Below are 23,928 nucleotides of genomic sequence, written 5' to 3'. Positions count from 1 at the left end.
AAAAACCACACTGTCTTCCGCCATTTCCTGCCCCGATTGCCGCCCGAATCCGACCATGCTGCCAATTTTTGCTTTTCTTTCCGCAGAATCAGGCAAATAGCGGTTTATCTGCCGTCGAAAAACAGTAGTTTTCCGAAAAAATCCGTGCCGTTTTTCGCCATAAAAACGGATTTCCTGTTAGAATTGAAAATTTGAAAAATTTAACTTATCCCGTTTTGCGTGTTGAATAAATACGCTTTTCCGTTGATTTCCCTGCGGAAAAACGGCGGACACACACTTTTCAGACGGCCTCCCGTAGCATACGGCGTGCGCCGAAACCCTATTTTTAAACCAGCAAAAAGTAACGCATCTCTATGATTAAGATAAAAAAAGGCTTAGATCTGCCGATTGCGGGCAGACCCGAACAAGCCGTTTATGACGGTCCGGTCATTACCGAAGTCGCGTTGCTTGGCGAAGAATATGTCGGTATGCGCCCTTCGATGAAGGTCAAAGAAGGCGACACCGTCAAAAAAGGCCAAGTTCTGTTTGAAGACAAGAAAAATCCGGGCGTGGTGTTTACCGCTCCGGCCGCAGGCACAGTATCCGCCATCAACCGTGGCGACAAACGTGTATTGCAGTCTGTCGTCATCAGTGTCAGCGGCGATGATGAAGTGGTTTTCGAGCAATATGAGCCCGAAGATTTGGCAAACCTGAACAGCGAAGATGTGCGCCGCAACCTGATTCAGTCAGGCTTGTGGACGGCGTTGCGTACCCGTCCGTTCAGCAAAACACCGGCGGCCGATGCCGAACCGGCGGCCGTTTTCGTCAATGCGATGGACACCAATCCGCTGGCCGCCGACCCTCAGGTCGTGATTGCCGCTGCGCAAGCCGATTTCAACTATGGTCTGCGTGTGTTGAGCCGACTGACCGAGCGTACGGTTCACGTTTGTCAGGCCGCAGGTACAGCAAGGCCGTCTGAAAATGCCGCCAATATTGCGGTACACGAATTCGACGGCCCGCACCCTGCCGGTTTGAGCGGTACGCATATCCACTTTATCGAGCCGGTCGGCCCGAATAAAACGGTATGGACGATTAATTATCAAGACGTAATCGCCATCGGCCGCCTGTTTACCACAGGCCGTCTGAATTGCGAGCGGATTATTGCTCTGGGCGGCCCGCAGGTGAACAATCCCCGCCTGCTGCGTACGGTTGCCGGTGCCAAAGTATCGCAACTGACCGAGGGCGAACTGGCGCAAGGCGACAACCGTGTGATTTCCGGTTCGGTGTTAAACGGCTCGGTTGCCCAAGGCGTGCATGACTATCTCGGCCGTTTCCACAATCAGGTTTCGGTATTGGAAGAAGGTCGGACAAAAGAGTTTTTCGGCTGGGTTGCGCCGCAGCCGGACAAATATTCGATTACCCGCACCACCATCGGCCATTTCCTGAAAAACAAACTGTTCAACTTCAACACCGCCACCAACGGCGGCGACCGTGCGATGGTGCCGATCGGCACTTACGAGCGGGTGATGCCTTTGGACATTCTGCCCACCCTGCTGCTGCGTGATCTGATTGTCGGCGATACCGACAGCGCACAGGATTTGGGCTGCTTGGAATTAGACGAAGAAGATTTGGCTTTGTGCAGCTTCGTCTGCCCCGGCAAATACGAATACGGCCCTCTGTTACGCAAAGTATTAGAGACCATTGAGAAGGAAGGCTGATATGGGCTTGAAACATTTTTTGGAAAAAATCGAACCGAACTTCCTGCCGGGCGGCAAACACGAAAAGTGGTATGCCCTGTATGAAGCGGTAACGACCATTTTCTACACCCAAGGCACGGTTACCCGCAAAGCGGCGCACGTCCGCGATGCCTTGGATTCCAAACGCATGATGATTCTGGTGTGGCTGGCGCTGTTTCCTGCAATGTTTTACGGCATGTACAACGTCGGTGCGCAAGCCTTTGGCGCATTAACGCCGGAACTCTTGCAGCAAAGCATCGCCAACGACTGGCATTATGCCTTGGCTGATAGTTTGGGCATCAATATGGCGGCCGATGCCGGCGTAGGCAGCAAAATGCTGTTTGGTGCGCTGTTTTTCCTGCCGATTTACGCTGTTGTGTTTGTGGTCGGCGGTTTTTGGGAAGTTTTGTTCGCCATGGTGCGCAAACACGAAATCAACGAAGGTTTCTTCGTTACTTCGATTCTGTTTGCCTTAATCGTGCCGCCTACCCTGCCGCTGTGGCAAGCCGCTTTGGGGATTACCTTCGGCGTGGTGATTGCCAAAGAAGTTTTCGGCGGTACGGGCAAAAACTTTATGAACCCTGCACTGGCGGGCCGTGCCTTCCTGTTTTTCTCGTACCCCGCCAACATCAGCGGCGACACCATCTGGACGGCGGTTGACGGCTTTTCCGGCGCAACCGCCCTCGCCCAATGGGCCAACGGCGGCGCTGCAGCCTTGAAAAACGTGGCCACCGGCCAACCGATTACCTGGCTTGATGCCTTTATCGGCAATATGCCCGGCTCAATCGGCGAAGTTTCCACGCTGGCACTCTTAATCGGCGGCGCAATCATCGTCTTCGCCCGCATCGCCTCTTGGCGGATTATCGCCGGTGTGATGATCGGCATGGTAGCAATGTCTTCGCTGTGTAACTTTATCGGTTCGGAAACCAACCCGATGCTGACTATGCCTTGGTATTGGCACTTGGTGGTCGGCGGCTTTGCCATCGGTATGCTGTTTATGGCAACCGATCCGGTGTCGGCGGCATTTACCAACACCGGCAAATGGTGGTACGGCATTTTAATCGGTGTGATGGCGGTGTTGATCCGTGTTTTCAATCCGGCCTACCCCGAAGGCATGATGTTGGCGATTCTGTTTGCCAACCTGTTTGCCCCGATTTTCGACTATTTTGTGGCACGAGCGAACATCAAACGCAGAAAGGCACGCAGCAATGGCTAAGAAATTTGATAAAGACAGCTTCAGCGGTACGCTGATTGTCGTATTGGCGGTCAGCCTGATTTGTTCGGTCATCGTCGCCGGTGCCGTCGTCGGTCTGAAGCCTTTTCAGACGGCCGAAAAGGTTAAAGACAAGCAAAGCTACATCTTGAGCGTTGCCGGTCTGCTGGACGAAAACACCGACATCAGCAAAGTGTATAACGAACGCATCGAACAGCGTGTTGTCGATTTGGCCAGCGGCGAATATGTCGCCGATGCCCCCGCCGACTTCAGCGCTCGTGTGGCCGTGAAAGACCCTGAGCAAAGCATCAAAATCAATCCGGAAGACGATTTGGCGGGTCTTAAAACCCGTGCCAAATATACCGAAGTGTATTTAGTAAAAGATGAAAACGGCAAAGTCGGCCAAATCGTATTGCCGATGCACGGCAACGGCTTGTGGTCGGTGATGTACGGCTTCGTATCCATTCAACCCGACGGCAACACCGTCAACGGCATTACCTACTACGACCAAGGCGAAACCCCGGGCTTGGGCGGCGAAATTTCCAATCCTTTATGGCAACAGAAATTTGTCGGCAAAAAACTGTTTGACGAAAACGGCAAACTGGCTCTGCACGTCGGCAAAGGTGCGAGTGCCGATAAAGAACACGGCGTGGATGCCCTCTCCGGCGCTTCTCTGACCAGTAAAGGCGTGCAAGGTTCGTTTGCCTACTGGTTCGGCGAAAACGGCTACATTCCGTATCTGAACAAACTGAAATCAGCAGGAGTACAATAATGGCGGATATGAAACGCTTGAAACATTTAATGTTTTCGCCCTTTATCGACAACAACCCGATTGCCCTTCAGGTATTGGGCATTTGTTCGGCACTGGCGGTAACCACCAAACTTCAGACGGCCATCGTGATGGGTATTTCCGTTAGTCTGGTAACCGGCTTTTCCAGCTTTTTCATCTCGCTGGTGCGCAACTACATTCCCAACAGTATCCGCATTATCGTGCAGATGGCGATTATCGCCTCGCTGGTAACCTTGGTTGACCAACTGTTGCAGGCATTTGCCTACGAGCTGTCCAAACAATTATCGGTATTCGTCGGCCTGATTATTACCAACTGTATCGTGATGGGTCGTGCCGAAGCGTTCGCCATGAAAGAGCCGCCGCTGGAAAGTTTGGTGGACGGTATCGGCCAAGGCGCAGGCTACGGTATGCTGCTGATTGTGATTGCCACCATTCGCGAATTAATCGGTTCGGGCAAACTCTTTGGCTTCACCGTTTTCCAAACCGTACAGGACGGCGGCTGGTATCAAACCAACGGCCTGTTTCTGCTCGCCCCCAGCGCCTTCTTCCTGATCGGCCTCTTGGTTTGGGCGCTGCGCACTTGGAAACCGGAACAGGCGGAGGAATAACACATGGAACATTATTTAAGCCTTTTTGTAAAATCCGTCTTTCTGGAAAACATGGCCCTCTCTTTCTTCTTGGGCATGTGTACCTTTTTGGCGGTATCGAAAAAAGTATCCACCGCATTCGGTTTGGGCGTGGCCGTAACCTTCGTATTGGGTCTGTCCGTACCCGCCAACCAACTGGTGTATTCCCTGTTGAAAGACGGTGCGATTGTTGAAGGTGTCGATTTGACCTTCCTGAAATTCATTACCTTCATCGGCGTGATTGCCGCCTTGGTACAAATTTTGGAAATGTTCCTCGACAAATTCGTCCCCGCCCTCTACAACGCATTGGGTATCTACCTCCCGCTGATTACCGTAAACTGCGCCATTTTCGGTGCCGTATCGTTTATGGCGCAGCGTGAATACGACTTCGGCGAATCCGTAGTGTACGGCTTCGGCGCAGGTCTGGGCTGGATGCTCGCCATCGTCGCCCTCGCCGGCATTACCGAAAAAATGAAATATTCGGATACGCCCAAAGGGCTAAAAGGCTTGGGCATTACCTTCATTACCGCCGGCCTGATGGCAATGGCATTTATGTCATTCTCCGGTATCCAGTTATAACGAAAGGTAAAGCATGGAAATTATCTTAGGTATCGTGATGTTTACCGTGATTGTCTTGGTATTGGCACTGATGATTCTGTTTGCCAAATCCAAGCTCGTCAACGAAGGCGACATCACCATCAAAATCAACGGCGAAAAAGAGCTGACCATGCCCGCCGGCGGCAAACTCTTGGGTGCGCTGGCCAACGAAGGCATCTTCGTCCCTTCCGCCTGCGGCGGCGGCGGCTCGTGCGGCCAATGCCGTGTCGTGGTCAATAGCGGCGGCGGCGACATCTTGCCGACCGAACTTTCCCATATCAGCAAACGCGATGCCAAAGCAGGTTGCCGCCTGTCTTGCCAAGTGAACGTCAAAACCAACATGGACATCGAAGTCCCCGAAGAAGTGTTCGGCGTGAAAAAATGGGAATGCACCGTTATCTCCAACGACAACAAAGCCACATTTATTAAAGAACTCAAACTGGCCATTCCCGAAGGCGAAGAAGTCCCCTTCCGTGCCGGCGGCTACATCCAAATCGAAGCCGAACCGCACACCGTCGCCTACAAAGACTTCGACATCCCTCAGGAATACCACGAAGATTGGGATAAATACAACCTGTGGCGCTACGTTTCAAAAGTGGACGAGCCGATTCTGCGTGCCTACTCCATGGCTTCATACCCTGAAGAAAAAGGCATCATCATGCTCAACGTGCGGATTGCCACCCCGCCGCCGAACAACCCAGATGTCGCCCCCGGCCAAATGTCGTCTTATATCTGGTCGCTGAAACCGGGCGACAAAGTAACCATTTCCGGCCCATTCGGCGAATTTTTCGCAAAAGACACCGAAGCCGAAATGGTCTTCATCGGCGGCGGCGCAGGTATGGCACCGATGCGCTCCCACATTTTCGACCAACTCAAACGCCTGAAATCCAAACGTAAAATCTCCTTCTGGTACGGCGCACGCTCCAAACGGGAAATGTTCTACGTCGAAGACTTCGACGGCTTGGCAGCCGAAAACGACAACTTCGAATGGCACGTCGCCCTCTCCGACCCGCAACCGGACGACAACTGGGACGGCTACACCGGCTTTATCCACAACGTGCTGTATGAGAACTACCTCAAAAACCACGAAGCACCGGAAGACTGCGAATTCTACATGTGCGGCCCGCCGGTGATGAACGCAGCCGTGATCAAAATGCTCAAAGACTTGGGCGTAGAAGACGAAAACATCCTCTTGGACGACTTCGGCGGCTAAAAACCATAACAAAAAAAAGGAAGAAACTCCGGTTTCTTCCTTTTTCTTTGCACAAGGCCGTCTGAAAACCCGATTTTCAGACGGCCTTACATTCGCCTAACAAGTGCAACTTTCCAATAACAGAAAAGGCCAGTATGAGGTAGCATACTGCCTTTCCTGACAAGAAATATTGCAATATAGCCTACACACAACTGATCTCTCACCAAAGATACTATAGTCAATCCACCAAATTTAAATACCCCCCCCTAAACAACTCATCCACAGACATCACCCCAAACTTCCTCCGTCCAGCCTTTAACCAAGCCCACTTCTTCTCAATCGGATTTAAGTCGGGACTGTAAGGAGGGAGCCACAGGACAGTATGTCCTTTATCCTTCAACAACGCTTCGACCTTACCCTTATGAAACACCGCATTATCCATGACCACCACACTGTTATCCGGCAGCTGCGGTATCAGCAGCTGTTCTACCCAAGTATCAAATATCCTGCTGTTGATACTGCAGTCAAACAAACCGACCGCAAACAGTCGGCCGCCATACAGAACACCGATGGCATTGGTTTGATTACGTCCCTGCCAATCATAAGTATTGATGCAAAGGCTGCCTTTGGGTGCATACCCATAAGGACGGTGGACGGAGGTTCTGAATCCACTTTCATCCAAACAGACAATCGGACGTTTTTTCAGATGAAAACGGTGTTTGAGTCTGATAAACCGTCTTCTGAGCCGGACATTTGCCTTTGGGTGTTTATTGGTCTTTTTTTCGGCTGATACCGTATTTTTGCAGTGCTTTATGAATAGCACTGGTTGAACAGTTAAACCGCTCTGCCCGTTCGTAGCAATAGGCATCGGGGTATTGTTCGACATCTAGAAACAGTGCTTCTTTTGTGATTTTGAAAGGTTTTCTGTCTTTGGGGTAGGTTTTAGGGATAGGGTTCTTTGTCCATCTGAACAGGGTATCGCTGCCGATACCGAGTTCTTTGGCTGCTTTGCGGATGGAAAGGCCTTGTTTGAGTTTGGCTGGGGCGGGTTTGCGGAAGTCTGTTGAGTAGGTCATGGGGAGGAATTGGGTGAATCAATGTCGGCTAAATTGTAATTTATTTTAGGTGGATTGGCTATAGTTAAAACACCGAATTTTCCATACAAAAGCAGACGTAGATACTATAAGCCCCCCAACAAATCAAGCCTTATCCAGACACATTTTCGCATAGCGTTCTTCGTTAAAGGGTTGTTGGTACTTCAATACAGATTGGGCAATGGTCACGAGTTTACGCATCAGAGCCACAATCACGGCTTTTTTCGCCAGTTTATTACGCTCCAGCAAGCGTTGGACAAACGAGCTGTAAATACTGTCCTTATATTTGCCAAAGCAAAACGACACGGCCGGCATATAGAGTATCTTCCTCAAATCACTCTGTCCGATACGGGAGATACCGACCCGCTTATCTACACTCGTTCCCGATTGTCTGACCATCGGGGTCAGTCCGGCGTAGGTCGCAGCAGCACGTCCGTTTTTAAACCGAGTGCCGTCGCCCAGTATGGCGAGCAGCCAACAGGCTGTGGTTTTGCCGATGGCGGGAATACTGCTCAACAGACGATGGTTGTATTTCAACTGCTCATCCTGTTTCACCAACTGATGAATATGTGTTTCAACAGTTTTGACTTCGCATTCAAGAAAAGCAATCAGACGTTCGGACGAAACCATTGCATACTCGTCCAACAGCATCTGCAGCCGGACTTTTTCTTTGGTCAGCGCTGTTTTTAAATGTTCGAGATGGCGAAGTTGGCGCAATAAGGCTTTTTCGTTATTGCCTTTCGGTTGCCACAGGTCAAACTCATGAACATAGCTTTCGGCTAGGCGGGCAAGTAATTTGGCATCCGCTTTGTCGGTTTTGGAACGTAAGTTCAAACCTTTGGCAAAGTTGGCGGCACATTTGGGATTAATCACGACTACCGAATGTCCGGCCGTATATAAGTATTCGCACAACCTTTCGTGATAGACGTTTGTCGCTTCCATCACGATATAGAGCGGCTTATCTGAAAAGCTGTTCAGCCATTCGCTCAAAGCAGCAAATCCTTGAGGATGGTTCTCAAACCGGTGGTGTTGATACACTTTTGCGGATTTTTTGACCGCAACATCGAACTTTAACTTGGCAATATCGATGCCGATAAAATAAAATGGGGTGTCCATCATGCTCCTAACCTTGTGAATGCAGACTATGCACAGCATGTCTATGATACTATTCGGGGTGTTTGGACATTGAAAACAGGTTTTTATCTACGTTGCGGGCTTTGAAGCCCAAGGTTGGCGTACAACTCTGTTTTCAATCCCGCCCCTGATAGCTGCTTCTGTCGGGGGCTTTTTATTTTATCTTGTGGGTGGTGTTTCTTATACAAGGGTGAGTTTCAAACTGCGATAGACACTTCTCAACCTTTTATGGGTATACCACTTTTTACTGCCGTCTTCGCTGTAGCTGACTTCATCCAAATAATCCCGGTATGTTTCGTCCCAACCCTCCAATGCCTGTTTGAAAGCAACTGCATCTGTATAAAAGATATTGTCGCTCAGTCGTTTTAACGCCCGGGAAGCGGCCGATTTCGGTTTTGAAGTCAGATAGCGGCGTATGGTTTGTTGTTGGTGGAACTGACACAATTGGAACGGTATATCGGGAAACAGAGCCGTAATACCTTTAAAGCCGTCTGCAATAATGCTTTGAATATGGATGCCTTTGTCGATAATGGAACATAAACCTTGGTGGTAATGGGCAAGTATTTCATGTCGGACATAGCTGATATGGACGATGCTGCCGTCCAAACTGTTCATAAATACGGTAACGCCGAAGCTGCGTCCGAAATAAGTTGTATTCATTACGATGTTGGCAACCGGATGGGGAAGACGGGAGTGAATCAGCGAAGCCTATCTGATGCGACGGCGGATGGTTTTGATGCGGCAGTGATGGTGTTGTGCCAGATGGGAACAGGTTTGTTTGTGATGGATATATTGGTACAGTAAAAGCCGGTTATCCGGTCTTTCATTCTGTGGGCGATACCGTTTGCATTGGGAACATTTATATCTTTGCCTGCCGTTTTTACGGCCGTTTTTGACCAGGGTGTTTTTGAGGCAAAAGGGGCATTTTTGTATTTATTGGTAAAAAATCGCTGAAAGTACCATAATTCGGTGCTTTCAGCGATTTTTATTATCCCAAATGTCCATTAGTCCTGAATTCACTTTATCATTCAACCAACATAAAACAGGCCGTTTGAAAATCGGGGTTGCTTACAGAAAACCTGATTTTCAGACGGCCTGTTTTACTGATTATGATGGCTAAGCCTTATTTTTTACTCAAAGTCAGACCTGTCCAACCGAAAATCAGGGTCAGAATCAGACACAGATAGCAGAAGAAGGCATACGGCAAATATTCCCACACCTGCACACCCAAAGCGTGGCTGATAAATACGCCGCATACGCTCCACGGTACGAGCGGGTTAATCACCGTACCTGCATCTTCCAGCGTACGCGACAGGTTACGCTGGTGCAGGCCGAGTTTGTCGTAAACCGGTTTGAACGTTTCGCCGGAAAGCAGAATACTCAGATATTGTTCGCCAATCAGGAAATTAACGCCGACCGAAGTGGCGGCAACGCTGAATGTGGCTTTACCGGCGGTATTCAGGAAGTGGCGGATGGCATCGAGCAGCGCAGGAATTACGCCCAAGCTGAACAGCAGGCCGCCCAAGCTCATGCCCAAAATCACGATGGTTTGGGTAAAGAACATGCTTTCCAAGCCGCCGCGCGAAATCAGGCGGGCAATGTCTTGGAAGGCTTCGCCTTCGATTTTGTAGCCGCTGTAAAACCATGCCCCCAACTGCTGCAAATCCGGGCTGCTGTGGAAATAGGTTACAAGCAAAGAAGCCACAATCGTCATCAGCATTGCCACAACCGCATTGACTTTCATCAGCGCCAGCACCACCAATAAGGCAAACGGAATCAGGGAATAGGCATGAACCAGACCGGTTGCGTCAAGCTGGCTGCGGAAATTTTCCACGCTGTTTAAATTTTCGGCATTGATACCCGGCAAGACCCAAATCATCAGGGCGGCGCTGATCAACCATGCCGGTAAGGTGGTGAACATCATGTTTTTGATGTGTTCAAACAAATCGATACCGACAATCGAAGCGGCAATGCCGGTGGTATCCGACAGCGGCGACATTTTATCGCCGAAGAATGCACCGGACACAATCGCCCCCGCCGTAATCGCCAAATCGGCATGAAATGCGGTTGCCATGCCGATAAAGGCCACGCCGACGGTAGCACAAGTGGTCAGGCTGCTGCCGATGGCCACGCCGATCACGGAACACAGGGCAAATGCCGAGAAATAGAAATAAGTCGGCGAAATCATGCCGAAACCGTAATACATCAGCGTCGGGATCGCACCGCTCATCATCAGGGCGCTGACCATCAGCCCGATAAAGAAAAACAGATACAGCGCACCCATGCCCTGCCCGACTGCGCCAATCATCCCGTCCTGCATATCCACATATTTCAGACCGCGAATCAGGCCGTAAAACAGCAGCAGCGTAATTGCTGCAATAATCGACATATGCGGCAACCAGCCCAGAGAGATAATGGAATAACCCAACAGGCCGACCAGCACCACGGCAACCGCCAAGGCTTCGCCGCGCTGCATGTTCAATAAAGATTTGAAATGAAACATATTTGTCGCTCAGTTGATAGAATTGAACCGATTCCCTGCGGGCGCAGAAGCTGCAATCAGGCCATTACCCGCAGGAAGCATTAACTTTCGTTACCGCATTTTAACATTTTCTTTCAAGTATGCCGTCTGAAAATCGCTTTTTCAGACGGCATAAAAGGCTGTTATCAGTCAGACATCGCTGAATATCCGCCGCCAAACTGTGATTATTCAGATTATTTTGGAATAATATTCCAAATATTAAATTTTTAAAAAATAATATTTCTATTTTTAATGGAATATAGTGAATTCACTGAATTTCCAGCACGCTCTAAATTCAACCCAGCCGTCATTCCGACGAAAGTCGGAATCCATTTCGGCGGTTTAGGCAACTGTTTTTCCTTTACAGTTTCTGAATCTGACAGATGGATTCCGACTTTCGTCGGAATGACGTGGGTTGTCTGAAAAGTATATGGATTATTAAGTGGATTCACTATACAGCGGAAACGGTTATTTATTCTTCAAACACAAAACCGGATAATGTCTGCACACTATCCGGTTTGATTTTCAGACGGCTTCGACAGCCGTAATAATGAGCGGAATAACCCAAAGCCAGCGATGTCGTGCTTTGAGGTTATTCACTCTATTTTAAGCCTCGTCTGCTTTATGGCCTTGCACCGCAAAATAAACGATATACAGGTAGCACACGGCGGATACCACAAACGATACCATCAGGCCGTAATGGTCGGCTACCCAGCCCTGCATTACAGGAACAATCGCACCGCCGACAATCGCCGTACAAATCACGCCGGAAGCCGTACCGGTAAATTTACCTAAGCCTTTGGTTGCCAATGAGAAAATGGTCGGGAACATAATCGAGTTGAAGAAACCGATTGCCAGCAGCGCCCACATTGCCAAATCAGGTGTACCTTGTCCTGCCAAAATCGCCACCAGCAGCAACACAACCGCTGCTGTGGCATTGAATGCCAGATATTTGTTTGGCGCAAATTTCGCCATAACTGCCGAACCCAAGAAACGGCCGACCATAGCACCGCCCCAGTAAATCGACAGGTATTTTGCCGCAGAAGCATGATCCAAACCTTTTAAGAAACCCATCACGTTTACCAGCAGCGAACCGATGGACACTTCTGCGCCGACGTAGCAGAAAATGCCTGCCGCACCCAACACCAGATGGCGGTATTGCCATACGCTGGTTTTGCCGTCGTGGTTGGCTTCGGATTCTGCTTCGGCAATTTTGCGTGCGTCCGGCAAGCGGATCATTTTCACGACAACGGCCAAAATAATCAGCAAACCGGCCAAACCTAAATAAGGGATTTGCACCGAAGCAATCTGTTCGGCTTTGGAAGCAGTTTGCGCAGCATCGGCCAAAATCAGGAATGCGCCGATTTGCGGGGCAATGGTCGTACCTAATGAGTTAAACGCCTGAACCAGCGTCAGCGTTGCCGATTCTTTGCCCGGTTTCGCCAGCAGGGTTACATACGGATTGCCCGCTACTTGCAGCAGGGTTACACCGGATGCCAAAATAAACAGCGCACCCAGAAAAATCGGGTAAGAATGGCTACCCGCCGCAGGATAAAACAGCATACAGCCGACTGCAGTCAGCAAAAAGCCGCCGATAACGCCGTTTTTATAACCCAGTTTTTCAACCACTTTGCCCATCGGAATCGACATCACGGCGTAAGCGGTGAAGAAGCAGAACTGAATCAGCATGGCCTGTACATAAGTCAGGTCGAAAATCGCTTTCAAATGCGGAATCAGAATATCGTTCATGCAGGTAATGAAACCCATCATGAAGAATAAGGAAGTCAGCACGACCAGTGCCGGAGTATGATTTTGTTGTGATTGCGTAGACATGATTGCCTTTCTCTTTCTGTATAAACGGTATGCCGTTGAAAACGGACAAACCCCTGTTAAGATAACGGACAGAATCATACTGATATTTTAGTAGGTTGAAAACCATTATTAAGCTGTTATCATGCCATCATTTGCCCTATCGCAAATAAACGCCCACACCATTATGCAGACCTACGCCTACGCCGCCCTTGCCTTTTCCGCTTTCACTTCTGCCACCATTCTGCCCGGCACATCTGAAGCCGCATTTGCTGCTTTTCTTTATCAATATCCTAAGCAGCTTTACGGCGCATGGTTTTGCGCTGCACTGTTTAACGGTTTGGGAAGCATGGTTTCTTATTGGCTGGGCCGACTACTGCCCGACAAAAAAAGGCCGTCTGAAAAAGTGTTGCGCCATCTTGAACGCTGGGGCGTGTGGTCGCTGCTGCTGGCATGGGTTCCCATCATCGGCGATGCCCTGCCCATCGCTGCCGGCTGGCTGCGTTTGAACTGGTTTAAATGCTTGATAATTCTGCTGATCGGCAAAGCCCTGCGCTACGGGGTAATCGCTTGGAGTTTGGTTTATTTGGTTTAAAACCAATCAGGCCGTCTGAAAAACAGGGATTGAGATTTTCAGACGGCCTGACACACCGTACAAATAATAAAAAAACGCACCGTTTGAGAACGGTGCGTTTTTTATGGTTAAGCAGATTAGAATTTAGCGCCGGATTGGTTGGCCATGTAATCTACTGCTGCTTTTACTTCATCATCGCTCAGGCTTGGGTTGCCGCCTTTGGCCGGCATGGCGTTGAAGCCTTCCAGAGCGTGTTTGTGCAGGGTGTCTCTGCCTTGTTTGATACGTGGAGCCCATTCGTCTTTATGGGTTACACGAGGGATACCCGGAACGGCGGAATTTGCACCGTGGCAAGCTGCGCAGTTGGCTTCGAATACGGCTTTACCGTCAACAGCAGCGGCGGCCGGAGCAGGTGCGGCTTCTGCCGGTGCTGCAGCTTCGGCTGCAGGTGCAGGCGCTGCCTGTTCGCCTTCGGCGGCTGCGGCGGCATTATCGGCCGGTGCAGCGGCATCGTCAGGATTCGGGAACGAACCGCCGGATTGGTTGGCCATATAGGTAATTACCCGTTTGAGTTCTTGGTCGGTCAAATCGGCTGCACCGCCTTTGGCCGGCATGGCGTTAAAGCCGTTGAGTGCGTGTTGGAACAGGGTTTCGAAGCCTTGTGCGATACGCGGCGCCCAGTCGCTGTTGTGCGTAACTTTCGGAGCGTTCGGTACGATGCTGTCGGCTGCGTGACATTGGATACAGATTTTGTTGAAGATGGCTTCGCCTTGGCGTTCGCCAACCGGAATGCCGTCGCCCAATACGACTTGTCCGCTCGGTTGGATACGGGTTTGGGTGGCGGATTCGGTGGTTTGATCCACATCGCTGAACGAGCCGCTGCCCGCCAGTTTGATGAAGAAGAAAACCGATGCAATTAGGATTACGATACCGCTCACAAGGACAAACAATGCCGAGCCTTGGGCTTTGCTGTTGCTGAGTTGTTTCATTTTGGTAGGCCTCGCCGTTAGGTTAGGTTGTGCTATTTATTAATAGTTAATAGGAATTAACAATATTTTGCTAGATTATACTGAATTCATGTGTGCTTTCCAATCAATATGATGGAATTTGTGTGATTTTTTTGCGTACTGCTTGAGCGAATTCGGTTTAACTGTTTGTAAGTTATGAAAATATCGTGCTTTCTGCAAACGGCGGCGGGTGTGTGCTTTCAGACACGGATGCAGATATTTTTGCCATTTTGCGAAAATTGCGGTAATCTTACGTTTTTCCGCACCCATAGCTCAGTTGGAAGAGTGTCAGTTTCCGAAGCTGGAGGTCACAGGTTCGATCCCTGTTGGGTGCGCCAAATTTGAAACAGGCCGTCTGAAAATCAGTTTTCAGACGGCCTGTTTTTTATTCGGCCAACACTTTGGCAAACGCTTCGGCAACGTAGTCGATATTGCCCGAATTTAATCCGGCAACGCACATTCTCCCCGAATCAATCAGGTACACGGCAAATTCGTCACGCAGACGGGCGACTTGTTGTGCAGTCAGTCCGGTGTAGCTGAACATGCCTTTTTGCTTGATGAAATAGTCAAAATTGCGGTGCGGCATTTTTTCGCTCAGGGCTTGGTGCAAACGGCGGCGCATTGCTCGGATGCGGTCGCGCATGGCGTACACTTCCGCTTCCCAAGCGGCAAACAGCCGCTCGCTGTTCATAATGCCGGCGGCGATGTATGCCCCGTTTGACGGCGGGCTGGAATAAATGCGGCGCACGCCCAGTTTGAGCTGACCCAACACGGTTTCGGCTTCTTCCCTGCTCGGACACACCACGCTCAAGCCGCCGACCCGCTCGCCATACAGCGAAAGGTTTTTAGAAAACGAGTTGCTCACCAGCAGCGGCAAGCCCATATCGACTGCTTTGCGGATGGCATAGGCATCTTGCGCCAAATCTTCGCCGAAACCCTGATAAGCAATGTCCATAAACGGAATCAGCCCTTTTTCGGCCACCACCGCCAATAATTCGTCCCACTGCGTTTGGGTTAAATCAACGCCAGTAGGATTGTGGCAGCAAGGGTGCAGCAAAACCACACTTTCAGACGGCAGGTTGCGGAAAAACGCCAGCATTTCCTGAAATTTCACGCCTATGGTCTGCGGGTCGTAATAAGGATACGTGCCGACTTCAAAACCTGCGCCTTCAAAAATGCCGCGGTGATTGTCCCAAGTCGGATCACTGACATAGGCTTTGGCATGGGGAAACCAGCGGTGTAAAAAGTCCGCACCGATTTTCAGCGCACCCGAACCGCCCAAAGTCTGAATCGTCGCAATCCGCCCCTCACTCAACGCCGAGTGCGTGCCGAACAGCAGTTTCTGCACCGCCGTGCGGTAATCCGCCAAACCTTCCATCGGCAGATACGGCAGCGGTTTGCCGCTGTGGTGGTGTTCCACTTGGCGGATACAGTCCGACACCGGCATGTTGCCGTGTTCGTCAAAATAAATGCCGATGCTCAGATTGACTTTTTCGGGGCAGGTATCCCGATTAAACACCTCGACCAAGCTCAAAATCGGGTCGCCCGCATAAAATTCGACATGGCGGTACATTTTCTTTCCTTGCTACAGTTGGCAATTCCAATATAGTGGCACAATCGGCTATACTTGACAATCAAACAGGCCGTCTGAAAACGGACACAGCGATTTTCAGACGGCCTCTCATGCAAGGAATCCGATTATGCACACCAACATCTGGCAGGCGGGCCGCTTCCGCCTCACGCTTAACCGTCCGCACATTATGGGCATCGTCAATCTCACGCCCGACTCGTTTTCAGACGGCGGCACTTATTCCCGAAACGTTTCCGCCGCACTCGCCCACGCCGAACAATTATTGAAAGACGGTGCCGACATTCTCGACATCGGCGGCGAGTCCACCCGCCCCGGCGCAGATTACGTTTCCCCCGAAGAAGAATGGCAGCGCCTCCGCCCGATTTTAGAAGAAGTCGCCCGCTGGAACGTCCCCATCAGTATCGACACCCGCCGCACCGCCGTGATGAAACAGGTTTTGCAGACCGGCGGTGCCGACATCATCAACGACGTTGCCGCCCTGACCGACGAGGGCGCAGTCGAACTGCTGGCAGCGCAGGCGGATACCGGCATTTGTCTGATGCACATGCAGGGCTTGCCGGAAAATATGCAGCACAATCCGCAATACGGCGACGTAGTCGGCGAAGTGGCACGCTATCTCAACGACCGTGCCGCCGTCTGCACCGCCACCGGTATCGCCCCCGAACGGCTGACCCTCGACCCCGGTTTCGGCTTCGGCAAAACCCTGCAACACAATATCCTTCTAATGCAGCACTTGCCCGAACTGATGGCGCAAACCCGTTTGCCGCTCTTAATCGGCGTATCCCGCAAACGCATGATCGGCGAATTGACCGGCGAAAACGAAGCCGCCAAACGCCAATCGGGCAGCGTTGCCGCCGCCTTGGCCGCCGTTGCACGGGGAGCGCAGATTATTCGGGTACACGATGTCAAAGCCACCGCCGATGCCGTCAAAGTCTGGCAGGCGTTGGGCGTTTCCGCCGTTTGAAATCCGCAGACGCAGCGAAGTTTTGAAAAACTTTACCCGATAAAACAAAACTGCAGGCTCGCCAGTGGATTCAGTTAAAAGTAGGACAAGGCGGCGAACCGAAGACAGTATGAGCAATACGGCAAGGTGAGCCAACGCTGTCATACTTTTAAATGAATTCACGATATTTGCCTTTTGGCAGCAGCTATTGCCCTGTATAATGCAGCTTTGTAAAACTCAAAATACAGAAATCCTCGGTTTTCAGACGGCATCACACTCATCAAGCCGTCTGAAAACGACTTTCCAACGGAGCGGCCACATGGCAAAAAAATATTTCGGCACCGACGGCGTGCGCGGTGAAGTCGGACAATTCCCGATTACCCCTGATTTTGTATTGAAACTCGGCTATGCCGCCGGCAAAGTTTTGGTGCAGCACGACAACGGCCAGAAACCGACCGTGTTAATCGGCAAAGACACCCGCATTTCCGGCTATATGCTCGAAGCGGCGCTGGTTGCCGGTTTTACCGCCGCCGGTGTCAATGTGGTACAGACCGGCCCCTTGCCGACACCGGGCGTTGCCTATCTGACCCGTGCGCTGCGCCTGTCGGCAGGCGTGATGCTGTCCGCCTCCCACAACGCCTATTCCGATAACGGCATCAAGTTTTTCGCTGAAGGCGGCGTGAAACTGAATGACGAAGTCGAGCTGGAAATCGAAGCCAAAATCGATGAAGAAATGCTCACCCAGCCTTCCGAACGCTTGGGACGGGCCCGCCGTATCAGCGGTGCGGACGACCGTTATATCGAGTTCTGCAAATCCACCTTCCCCGCCAATCTCGATTTGCGCGGGCTGACGTTGGTGGTCGATACCGCCAACGGCGCAGGCTATTCGGTTGCCCCGAAAGTGTTTCACGAACTGGGGGCGGCGGTGATTGCCATCGGCAACGAGCCGAACGGTTACAATATCAATGAAAAATGCGGGGCAACCCATCCGAAAACCCTGCAGGCCGCCGTGTTGCAGCATGATGCGGATTACGGCATTGCGCTGGACGGCGACGGCGACCGCCTGATGATGGTTGACCGCAACGGCAAAGTCTATGACGGCGACAGCCTGATTTATGTGATTGCCAAAGCCCGTACCCACGAAGGCATCAACATCGGCGGCGTAGTCGGCACCGTGATGACCAATATGGCAATGGAAATCGCCCTCAACAAACAGGGCATTCAGTTTTGCCGCGCCAAAGTCGGCGACCGCTATGTTTTGGAACAGCTCCAACAACGGGGCTGGCTGATCGGCGGCGAAGCCAGCGGCCATATTCTGTGCATGGACAAACACAATACCGGCGACGGCATTATTTCCGCCCTGCAGGTATTGGCAGCGCTGCGGATTCTGCAGCAGGATTTGGCAACCGTGTGCGCCGACTGGCAGCCCTATCCGCAAACCATGATTAACGTGCGCATTAAAAAAGGCCAAGACTGGCAGGCAGCATCTAAAGACGTATTGGCTGCGGTCGAGCAAGAGCTTGAAGGCAAAGGCAGAGTCGTGCTGCGTGCTTCCGGCACCGAGCCGGTGGTGCGGGTGATGGTCGAAGCCAAACAGTCCGACTTGGCAAAAGATGCCGCCGAACGCATTGCCGCCGCCATTCAACAGGCAGGCTGAGGTTTGAGCGCCGCCCGAACCATCCACCGTCAGGCCGTCTGAAAACCCGGCCGCCCACTTCTTTTTGGAGACACCGCCGCCAATGTTTGCCTTTTTAGAAGCCTTTTTTATTCAATACGGTTACGCCGCCGTATTCGCCGTATTGGTTGCCTGCGGCTTCGGCGTACCGATTCCCGAAGACATCACGCTGGTAACCGGCGGCGTGATTTCCGGCTTGGGTTACACCAACGTCCACATCATGGTCGCCGTCGGTATGCTCGGCGTATTGGTCGGCGACGGCTGCATGTTTGCCGCCGGACGGATTTGGGGACACAAAATCCTCCAATTCAAACCCATCGCCCGCATCATGACCCCGAAACGCTACGCCCAAGTGCAGGAAAAATTCGACAAATACGGCAACTGGGTATTATTTGCCGCCCGCTTTCTCCCCGGCCTGCGCACCCCCATCTACATCACCGCCGGCATCAGCCGCAAAGTTTCCTACTGGCGCTTCATCATGATGGACGGCCTCGCCGCCCTGATTTCCGTTCCCGTTTGGATTTATCTGGGCGAATACGGTGCCAACAACATCGACTGGCTGATGATGAAAGTCCACGGCTTCCAATCCGGCCTGATGATTTTTATCGGCTTGGCAGTGGCCGTATTACTCTGGTTTTGGTGGCGCAAACGGCGGCGTATCCAATTTTACCGAACCAAACTACAAGAAATGCGCGCCAAACGCAAAGCCGCCCGAGCCGAACGCAAAGCCCGCCAAAACTGAACCCTGCGACACACACACGCCACACCAAACGCAATAGTAGAGCAGCATACCAAATCATGCACGTGTTCTTTAATTCCACGTGAATGCCGTCTGAAAACGAGCAAAGCGGGTTTCTGCGAAGCTAAAATCGGGAAAAGATAGCTTGCGTTGTAATACTTTAAAGTGAATTCACTATATAATCAAAACACCGAATTTTTGTACAAACCGGTGATTACTTGGCAACAAGCCGCACCACCCTGCACACCGTTATCCGCCCCATCAGCAGGAAGGCGTTAGGGAAAGAGCAGCTCGCCGAGTGCCATATTTTTCCAGTTCATTCACCATACCTTGACAGACATTTTACAAACCCTCACTCCCACACCATGAACAAAAAAATTTTCGTCCTCTACACCGGCGGCACCATCGGCATGAAACACAGCCCCCAAGGCCTGACCCCCGACACCGCCCTCGTTCACCAAGCCCTGCAGCCGTTTTCAGACGGCCTCGAATTCGACTGGCACGTCTGCAATCCCCTGATTGACTCATCCGCCGTTACCCTTGCCGACCAACAAAACTGGCTCGGACTCATCGGCCGCAACATCGCCCGCTACGACGGCTTCTTAATCCTGCACGGCACCGACACCCTCGCCTACACCGCCAACCTGTTCGCCCTCGCCTGCTGCAACCTCGACAAACCCATCGTCCTCACCGGCTCACAATGGCCCTACACCGCCGACAACAGCGACGCACCGCTCAACCTCGCCACCGCCGTCGCCGCTCTGCAACTCGGCTTACCGCAAGTTACCATCGCCTTCAACGGCAAACTCTACCCCGCTGTCGGCAGCAGCAAAGTCAGCACCCAAACCGCCGCCGGTTTCGACAACCCCCATTTCGGCGCACTTGCCGAGCTGTCCCCCGAAGGCCGCCTGTCCGCCGCCGCCCCCACCCCGCAAACCAACGGCGGTTTCCATATCCTAACAATTAACCCGCAGGCAAAAATATTCGCCTACCCTCTAATCCCCGGTTTCTCCGCCAACCACTTGGCGCACATCCTAAACCACACCCCCACCCAAGCCTTGATCCTGCAAAGCTACGGCCACGGCAATGCCCCCGCCGATCCCGCCATGATTGAAGCCCTCGGCAACTTTATCCGACAAGGCGGGCGGGTACTCAATATCAGCCAAGTCCCCCAAGGCTGCGCCGCCGCCGTGTACGCCCAAGGCAACGCCCTGCGCCATGCCGGCGTTATCACCGGCGGCAAATGCAACCTCGAAACCGCCACCGCCCTACTCACCCTCGCCGTATCCAACGATTGGGACAACCACACCATTTGCCAAATCTTGCAACAACTGGGCTTAGTTGAGGCCGTCTGAAAACGGCATTACAGCAGTAATGTACTATAGTAAATTCCCCCCGCCCCAAACCCAAAAATCAAGCCGTCTGAAAATCACTTTTCAGACGGCCTCGCCCCAAACCCATCTTCTCAATTAAGAATAAAATATCAATATTTTTCATATACCAAACACTTAATGCCAATTTAAAATAAAAAATAAATCATCACGCCATTTTATACTACTTTTCTGCACCATCTGTGCGTAATGCGGCATCGCCGTCTGCAAGGGCTGCACGGCAAGGGGTGGCTTTGTTACAATCCGTTATATAGTTAAGACACTGAATTTTCCATACAAAAGCAGGCGTAGGTTGTGGTTAGCGAGGCACGAGCGTAACCCAACAAAATCTTATGTTTCAAGGTTTTTTTTAAATTAATGTTGGGTCTCGACCCAACCTACGCCTTGTTTAAAAACCGTATGGATTATTAGGTTAATTCACAATATTTTTTTAACATAAGTGAGATTCAATATGAGCCAAGCTGCTTCTTGGTCGTCTAAAATCGGTTTCGTGCTGTCTGCGGCAGGTTCGGCAATCGGTTTGGGGGCGATTTGGAAATTCCCCTATACCGCCGGTACCAACGGCGGTGCGGTGTTTTTTCTGCTGTTTCTGCTGTTTACGGTTTTGGTAGCGCTGCCGGTGCAACTGGCGGAATTTTATATCGGCCGCACCAGCGGGCAGAATGCGGTGGACGCTTTCAAATCGCTTGCGCCCAAATCGCAATGGCCGTGGGTCGGCCGGATGGGCGTTGCCGCCTGTTTTGTGCTGCTGTCGTTTTACAGCGTGGTCGGCGGCTGGGTAATTAATTATACGGTTCATGCGTTTAGCGGCGAGATTCATGCCGGAGCGGACTTTGGGGCGTTGTTTGGCGCAACCATCGCCAGCCCTGCCGGTTCGCTGTTTTATCAGTTTCTGTTTATGCTGATGACGATTTGGGTGGTCAAAGGCGGCGTTTCAGACGGCATCGAAAAGGCCAACCGTTATCTGATGCCGGCGCTGTTTGTGTTGTTTTTGATGTTGGCGGTGCGCTCACTCACGTTGCCGGGCGCAATGCAGGGCGTGGAATTTCTGCTGAAACCGGATTGGCAGTTTTTTGAACCGCAAACCATGCTCACGGCATTGGGGCAGGCATTTTTTGCGTTGAGCATCGGCGTATCGACCATGATTACTTATGCGGCGTATCTGCGTAAAGATCAGGATTTGTTCCGTTCGGGCAACAGCATTATGTGGATGAATCTGCTGGTTTCGCTGCTGGCGGGTTTGGTGATTTTTCCGGCGGTGTTTGCTTTCGGTTTCGAGCCGGGGCAAGGACCGGGGCTGATTTTTATCGTGTTGCCTGCGGTGTTTATGAAAATTCCGTTCGGTACGGTTTTATTCGCCGTATTTATGGTTTTGGTGCTGTTTGCCACGCTGACTTCGGCATTTTCCATGCTGGAAACGGTAATTGCCGCCTTAATCCGCCATGACGAAAGCAAACGCAGCCGTGCCACTTGGGGCATCGGTCTGGCGATTTTTGCAGTCGGCATTCCTTCTGCCCTCTCGTTCGGCGCATTGGCCGACCTGAAAATCTTCGGCAAAACCGTGTTCGATTTGTGGGACTACATCATCTCCGCCCTGATTATGCCGATTGGCGCATTAAGCATCGCCATTTTCACCGGCTGGGTGCAAAACAAACAGCAGGTTTTGGCAAACATCAGCGAGGGCAGCACCGTCCCCCGTGCCGTTATTTCCCTGTGGCTCAACGCTTTACGCTACCTTGCGCCGATTGCGATTATTTTGGTATTTGCCAACACCTTGGGCTGGATTTAGTGGGTTATCGTGAATTCACTTTAGCAACATCCGGATAAACACAGGCCGTCTGAAAATCGGATTTTCAGACGGCTTTTGTTTGCTCTTTGTATCGTGGAATGACTGAAAAAATATGACCATTCAGCAAACCACCCGCCCCGTCGGCGGGACGGGTAATAATATGCAGGTCGGTGCAACTTGTTGCCTACCAATCATCGTTTTGATTGTTATTATAGTAAATCAACCGAAAAAATATGACACTCTAACACGCCACCCTTCCCCTAGCCCCTTCCCGCCAGCGGGACGGGGAACAAAGTGCAGGTGGATCAACTTAGCTTGCCGATTTGTACAGAAAATTTGGTGTTTTAACTATAGTTTACTGATTTGGATAGAAAATTCGGTGTTTTAACGATTTCATGCCAAGGCTTTCATTTGGTTGTCGGGCATAAGCAGCCAGACTTTGGCCTGTTTGGCTCGTGCGGCGGCTTGGATTTCTGCTTCGGGCATGATGGAAAAGGCGGTGGAAAAGGCATCGGCGACGGCGGCGGTTTCTGCCATCACGCTGATGCTGCGGTATTTCGGGCGGCTGATGCCGGTGCGGGGGTCAAACAGATGGGTAAATTTGCCGGCTTCGTCCATGGTCGTGCCGTAGCCGCCGGAAGTGGCGAAGGCGGCGTTTTTCAGTGTTAGGGTTTGCAGGACGGCGTTTTCCTGTTCGGGGTTGCGGATTCCGACTGTCCACGTCCGTTCTCCGATGTCGTCAAATACTCGGATTTCGCCCATATCGACCAATGCCTGCCGGATACCGCTTTGGCGCAATACGGCGACAATGCGGTCGGTGATATAGCCTTGGGCGATACCGTTGAGCGACAGACCCATGCCTTTGCGGTGGAACCGGATTTCGTCTTCGTCAAACGTGATGTGTTTGAAACCGACCAAGGCAAGGGTTTGTTTCATTTGCTGTGCGGACGGCGGTTCGTCGGCATTGGGGTAGCGGCGGAAATGTTCGGCATATAAGTTCCACAAGGGTTGAATGGTCGGGTCAAATGCGCCTTGGGTCAGGTGGTGGATTTCGCTGCTCAGGCTCAATACTGCCAATAAATCGGACGGCGGGTTTTTCAGACGGCCTTCCCGATTCAGGCGGCTGATCAGGCTGTCGTCCCGATACAGGCTGAAGATTTTTTCTAATCTTGCTGTTTCCGCCAACGCCCGATTGACTGCCTGCTCTGCCTGTTTGCGGTCAGGGTGGTAAAGCCTGAGTTCCGCCCCCGAACCCAGTGCAATGCCTTTCCACAGTGTTTCGCCCAACTGATTATCCCGACCGCCTGATTTTTCAGACGGCCTGTTGCAGGCGGCAAGCGGGGAGAGCATGGCGGCGGCACACAGGGTGAGGAAACGGCGGCGGGTGGAATCATTCATGTTTGAATATTAATGGGAATTTGAGATTAGAAAATGGCGGGCAAGTACTGCCATCAGCTTGCCGATTTGTACAGAAAATTTGGTGTTTTAACTATACCCTGCGTGGCTTTAAACGTTGCCGACTGCCGCC

Annotated in this window: 22 protein-coding genes and 1 tRNA gene; 13 read left to right on the top strand and 10 right to left on the bottom strand. The window is 51.5% G+C overall.

Annotation, left to right across the window (positions count from 1 at the left end; genetic code table 11):
• Positions 1–353 precede the first annotated feature (353 nt).
• The 6 genes from PJU73_RS01335 to nqrF are packed head-to-tail and all read left to right on the top strand — an operon-like array spanning position 354 to position 6,154.
• Positions 354–1,697 carry a Na(+)-translocating NADH-quinone reductase subunit A gene (locus tag PJU73_RS01335; RefSeq protein ID WP_237091378.1) on the top strand — a complete coding sequence of 448 codons (1,344 nt, stop codon included), beginning with the start codon at positions 354–356 and terminating at the stop codon, positions 1,695–1,697.
• A 1-nt stretch (position 1,698) separates the two neighbouring features.
• Positions 1,699–2,931: an NADH:ubiquinone reductase (Na(+)-transporting) subunit B gene (locus tag PJU73_RS01330; RefSeq protein WP_237091379.1), complete on the top strand. Its 1,233-nt coding sequence runs from the start codon at positions 1,699–1,701 to the stop codon at positions 2,929–2,931.
• Positions 2,924–3,700, top strand: coding sequence for a Na(+)-translocating NADH-quinone reductase subunit C (locus tag PJU73_RS01325; protein ID WP_237091380.1), 777 nt, complete (start codon positions 2,924–2,926; stop codon positions 3,698–3,700). Before PJU73_RS01330 ends, PJU73_RS01325 begins: the two co-directional genes overlap by 8 nt.
• Entirely contained in the window at positions 3,700–4,326 is a 627-nt protein-coding gene (locus PJU73_RS01320) for an NADH:ubiquinone reductase (Na(+)-transporting) subunit D (protein ID WP_237091381.1), read from the top strand. Before PJU73_RS01325 ends, PJU73_RS01320 begins: the two co-directional genes overlap by 1 nt.
• 3 nt (positions 4,327–4,329) lie before the next feature.
• On the top strand, positions 4,330–4,923 hold the full coding sequence (gene nqrE, locus PJU73_RS01315; protein ID WP_237091382.1) for an NADH:ubiquinone reductase (Na(+)-transporting) subunit E: 594 nt from the start codon (positions 4,330–4,332) through the stop codon (positions 4,921–4,923).
• A gap of 13 nt (positions 4,924–4,936) precedes the next feature.
• Positions 4,937–6,154 (top strand): NADH:ubiquinone reductase (Na(+)-transporting) subunit F, encoded by a 1,218-nt coding sequence (gene nqrF / locus PJU73_RS01310; RefSeq protein ID WP_237091383.1) that lies wholly within the window; start codon positions 4,937–4,939, stop codon positions 6,152–6,154.
• 217 nt (positions 6,155–6,371) lie between these two features.
• On the opposite strand, the gene PJU73_RS01305 is transcribed toward nqrF, so the two are convergent.
• The 7 genes from PJU73_RS01305 to PJU73_RS01280 form a co-directional block, all read right to left on the bottom strand.
• A complete protein-coding gene (locus PJU73_RS01305) occupies positions 6,372–7,001 on the bottom strand; it encodes an IS630 family transposase (RefSeq protein WP_237091384.1) in 630 nt (209 codons plus the stop codon).
• Positions 6,901–7,209 carry an IS630 transposase-related protein gene (locus PJU73_RS01300; RefSeq protein ID WP_237091385.1) on the bottom strand — a complete coding sequence of 103 codons (309 nt, stop codon included), beginning with the start codon at positions 7,207–7,209 and terminating at the stop codon, positions 6,901–6,903. Before PJU73_RS01300 ends, PJU73_RS01305 begins: the two co-directional genes overlap by 101 nt.
• 123 nt (positions 7,210–7,332) lie before the next feature.
• A complete protein-coding gene (locus PJU73_RS01295; protein WP_237091386.1) occupies positions 7,333–8,346 on the bottom strand; it encodes an IS110 family RNA-guided transposase in 1,014 nt (337 codons plus the stop codon).
• Positions 8,347–8,541: 195 nt separating this feature from the next.
• A complete protein-coding gene (locus tag PJU73_RS01290) occupies positions 8,542–9,021 on the bottom strand; it encodes an IS256 family transposase, variant Zn-binding type (protein WP_272607472.1) in 480 nt (159 codons plus the stop codon).
• A 48-nt stretch (positions 9,022–9,069) separates the two neighbouring features.
• Complete coding sequence (locus PJU73_RS09630) at positions 9,070–9,294, bottom strand: transposase-like zinc-binding domain-containing protein (protein WP_443094078.1); 225 nt, start codon at positions 9,292–9,294, stop codon at positions 9,070–9,072.
• 190 nt (positions 9,295–9,484) lie between these two features.
• The gene (gene nhaC / locus PJU73_RS01285; RefSeq protein WP_237091655.1) at positions 9,485–10,864 is read right to left on the bottom strand and encodes a Na+/H+ antiporter NhaC; all 1,380 of its coding nucleotides are present in this window, start codon (positions 10,862–10,864) and stop codon (positions 9,485–9,487) included.
• Between the two features lie 624 nt (positions 10,865–11,488).
• Entirely contained in the window at positions 11,489–12,715 is a 1,227-nt protein-coding gene (locus tag PJU73_RS01280) for a sugar MFS transporter (protein ID WP_237091653.1), read from the bottom strand.
• Between the two features lie 160 nt (positions 12,716–12,875).
• On the opposite strand from PJU73_RS01280, the gene PJU73_RS01275 reads away from it, so the two are divergent.
• Complete coding sequence (locus PJU73_RS01275; RefSeq protein ID WP_237091657.1) at positions 12,876–13,286, top strand: YqaA family protein; 411 nt, start codon at positions 12,876–12,878, stop codon at positions 13,284–13,286.
• Positions 13,287–13,402: 116 nt separating this feature from the next.
• On the opposite strand, the gene PJU73_RS01270 is transcribed toward PJU73_RS01275, so the two are convergent.
• The gene (locus PJU73_RS01270) at positions 13,403–14,254 is read right to left on the bottom strand and encodes a c-type cytochrome (RefSeq protein ID WP_237091651.1); all 852 of its coding nucleotides are present in this window, start codon (positions 14,252–14,254) and stop codon (positions 13,403–13,405) included.
• A 280-nt stretch (positions 14,255–14,534) separates the two neighbouring features.
• Here PJU73_RS01270 and PJU73_RS01265 point away from each other — a divergent pair.
• Positions 14,535–14,610, top strand: a tRNA-Arg gene (locus PJU73_RS01265).
• A gap of 47 nt (positions 14,611–14,657) precedes the next feature.
• On the opposite strand, the gene PJU73_RS01260 is transcribed toward PJU73_RS01265, so the two are convergent.
• Positions 14,658–15,845 carry an amino acid aminotransferase gene (locus PJU73_RS01260; RefSeq protein WP_237091649.1) on the bottom strand — a complete coding sequence of 396 codons (1,188 nt, stop codon included), beginning with the start codon at positions 15,843–15,845 and terminating at the stop codon, positions 14,658–14,660.
• Positions 15,846–15,972: 127 nt separating this feature from the next.
• On the opposite strand from PJU73_RS01260, the gene folP reads away from it, so the two are divergent.
• The 5 genes from folP to PJU73_RS01235 all read left to right on the top strand — a co-directional run bounded on the left by folP (position 15,973) and on the right by PJU73_RS01235 (position 22,400).
• A complete protein-coding gene (folP, locus tag PJU73_RS01255; RefSeq protein ID WP_237091648.1) occupies positions 15,973–16,827 on the top strand; it encodes a dihydropteroate synthase in 855 nt (284 codons plus the stop codon).
• A 298-nt stretch (positions 16,828–17,125) separates the two neighbouring features.
• A complete protein-coding gene (gene glmM / locus PJU73_RS01250; protein WP_237091647.1) occupies positions 17,126–18,463 on the top strand; it encodes a phosphoglucosamine mutase in 1,338 nt (445 codons plus the stop codon).
• An 82-nt stretch (positions 18,464–18,545) separates the two neighbouring features.
• The gene (locus PJU73_RS01245) at positions 18,546–19,223 is read left to right on the top strand and encodes a DedA family protein (RefSeq protein ID WP_237091646.1); all 678 of its coding nucleotides are present in this window, start codon (positions 18,546–18,548) and stop codon (positions 19,221–19,223) included.
• Positions 19,224–19,585: 362 nt separating this feature from the next.
• The gene (locus tag PJU73_RS01240) at positions 19,586–20,575 is read left to right on the top strand and encodes an asparaginase (RefSeq protein ID WP_237091645.1); all 990 of its coding nucleotides are present in this window, start codon (positions 19,586–19,588) and stop codon (positions 20,573–20,575) included.
• Between the two features lie 487 nt (positions 20,576–21,062).
• Positions 21,063–22,400: a sodium-dependent transporter gene (locus PJU73_RS01235; protein WP_237091644.1), complete on the top strand. Its 1,338-nt coding sequence runs from the start codon at positions 21,063–21,065 to the stop codon at positions 22,398–22,400.
• Between the two features lie 393 nt (positions 22,401–22,793).
• On the opposite strand, the gene PJU73_RS01230 is transcribed toward PJU73_RS01235, so the two are convergent.
• Positions 22,794–23,798, bottom strand: coding sequence for an FAD:protein FMN transferase (locus PJU73_RS01230; protein WP_237091643.1), 1,005 nt, complete (start codon positions 23,796–23,798; stop codon positions 22,794–22,796).
• Positions 23,799–23,928 lie beyond the last annotated feature (130 nt).

This window comes from Neisseria lisongii (assembly GCF_028463985.1).
In the GTDB taxonomy this organism is placed as follows: domain Bacteria; phylum Pseudomonadota; class Gammaproteobacteria; order Burkholderiales; family Neisseriaceae; genus Neisseria; species Neisseria lisongii.
This window is presented reverse-complemented; position numbering and strand designations above follow the sequence as displayed.

Bases quoted from the DNA above. Each gene is read 5' to 3' on its own strand.
- PJU73_RS01320 (WP_237091381.1), top strand. From the start codon at position 3,700: ATGGCGGATATGAAACGCTTGAAACATTTAATGTTTTCGCCCTTTATC.
- PJU73_RS01305 (WP_237091384.1), bottom strand. From the start codon at position 7,001: ATGCCTATTGCTACGAACGGGCAGAGCGGTTTAACTGTTCAACCAGTG.
- PJU73_RS01245 (WP_237091646.1), top strand. From the start codon at position 18,546: ATGTTTGCCTTTTTAGAAGCCTTTTTTATTCAATACGGTTACGCCGCC.
- nqrE (WP_237091382.1), top strand. From the start codon at position 4,330: ATGGAACATTATTTAAGCCTTTTTGTAAAATCCGTCTTTCTGGAAAAC.
- PJU73_RS01270 (WP_237091651.1), bottom strand. From the start codon at position 14,254: ATGAAACAACTCAGCAACAGCAAAGCCCAAGGCTCGGCATTGTTTGTC.
- nqrF (WP_237091383.1), top strand. From the start codon at position 4,937: ATGGAAATTATCTTAGGTATCGTGATGTTTACCGTGATTGTCTTGGTA.
- PJU73_RS01280 (WP_237091653.1), bottom strand. From the start codon at position 12,715: ATGTCTACGCAATCACAACAAAATCATACTCCGGCACTGGTCGTGCTG.
- PJU73_RS01230 (WP_237091643.1), bottom strand. From the start codon at position 23,798: ATGAATGATTCCACCCGCCGCCGTTTCCTCACCCTGTGTGCCGCCGCC.
- PJU73_RS01325 (WP_237091380.1), top strand. From the start codon at position 2,924: ATGGCTAAGAAATTTGATAAAGACAGCTTCAGCGGTACGCTGATTGTC.
- folP (WP_237091648.1), top strand. From the start codon at position 15,973: ATGCACACCAACATCTGGCAGGCGGGCCGCTTCCGCCTCACGCTTAAC.
- PJU73_RS01260 (WP_237091649.1), bottom strand. From the start codon at position 15,845: ATGTACCGCCATGTCGAATTTTATGCGGGCGACCCGATTTTGAGCTTG.
- nhaC (WP_237091655.1), bottom strand. From the start codon at position 10,864: ATGTTTCATTTCAAATCTTTATTGAACATGCAGCGCGGCGAAGCCTTG.
- PJU73_RS01300 (WP_237091385.1), bottom strand. From the start codon at position 7,209: ATGACCTACTCAACAGACTTCCGCAAACCCGCCCCAGCCAAACTCAAA.
- PJU73_RS01290 (WP_272607472.1), bottom strand. From the start codon at position 9,021: ATGAATACAACTTATTTCGGACGCAGCTTCGGCGTTACCGTATTTATG.
- PJU73_RS01235 (WP_237091644.1), top strand. From the start codon at position 21,063: ATGAGCCAAGCTGCTTCTTGGTCGTCTAAAATCGGTTTCGTGCTGTCT.
- PJU73_RS01335 (WP_237091378.1), top strand. From the start codon at position 354: ATGATTAAGATAAAAAAAGGCTTAGATCTGCCGATTGCGGGCAGACCC.
- PJU73_RS01240 (WP_237091645.1), top strand. From the start codon at position 19,586: ATGAACAAAAAAATTTTCGTCCTCTACACCGGCGGCACCATCGGCATG.
- PJU73_RS01295 (WP_237091386.1), bottom strand. From the start codon at position 8,346: ATGATGGACACCCCATTTTATTTTATCGGCATCGATATTGCCAAGTTA.
- glmM (WP_237091647.1), top strand. From the start codon at position 17,126: ATGGCAAAAAAATATTTCGGCACCGACGGCGTGCGCGGTGAAGTCGGA.
- PJU73_RS01330 (WP_237091379.1), top strand. From the start codon at position 1,699: ATGGGCTTGAAACATTTTTTGGAAAAAATCGAACCGAACTTCCTGCCG.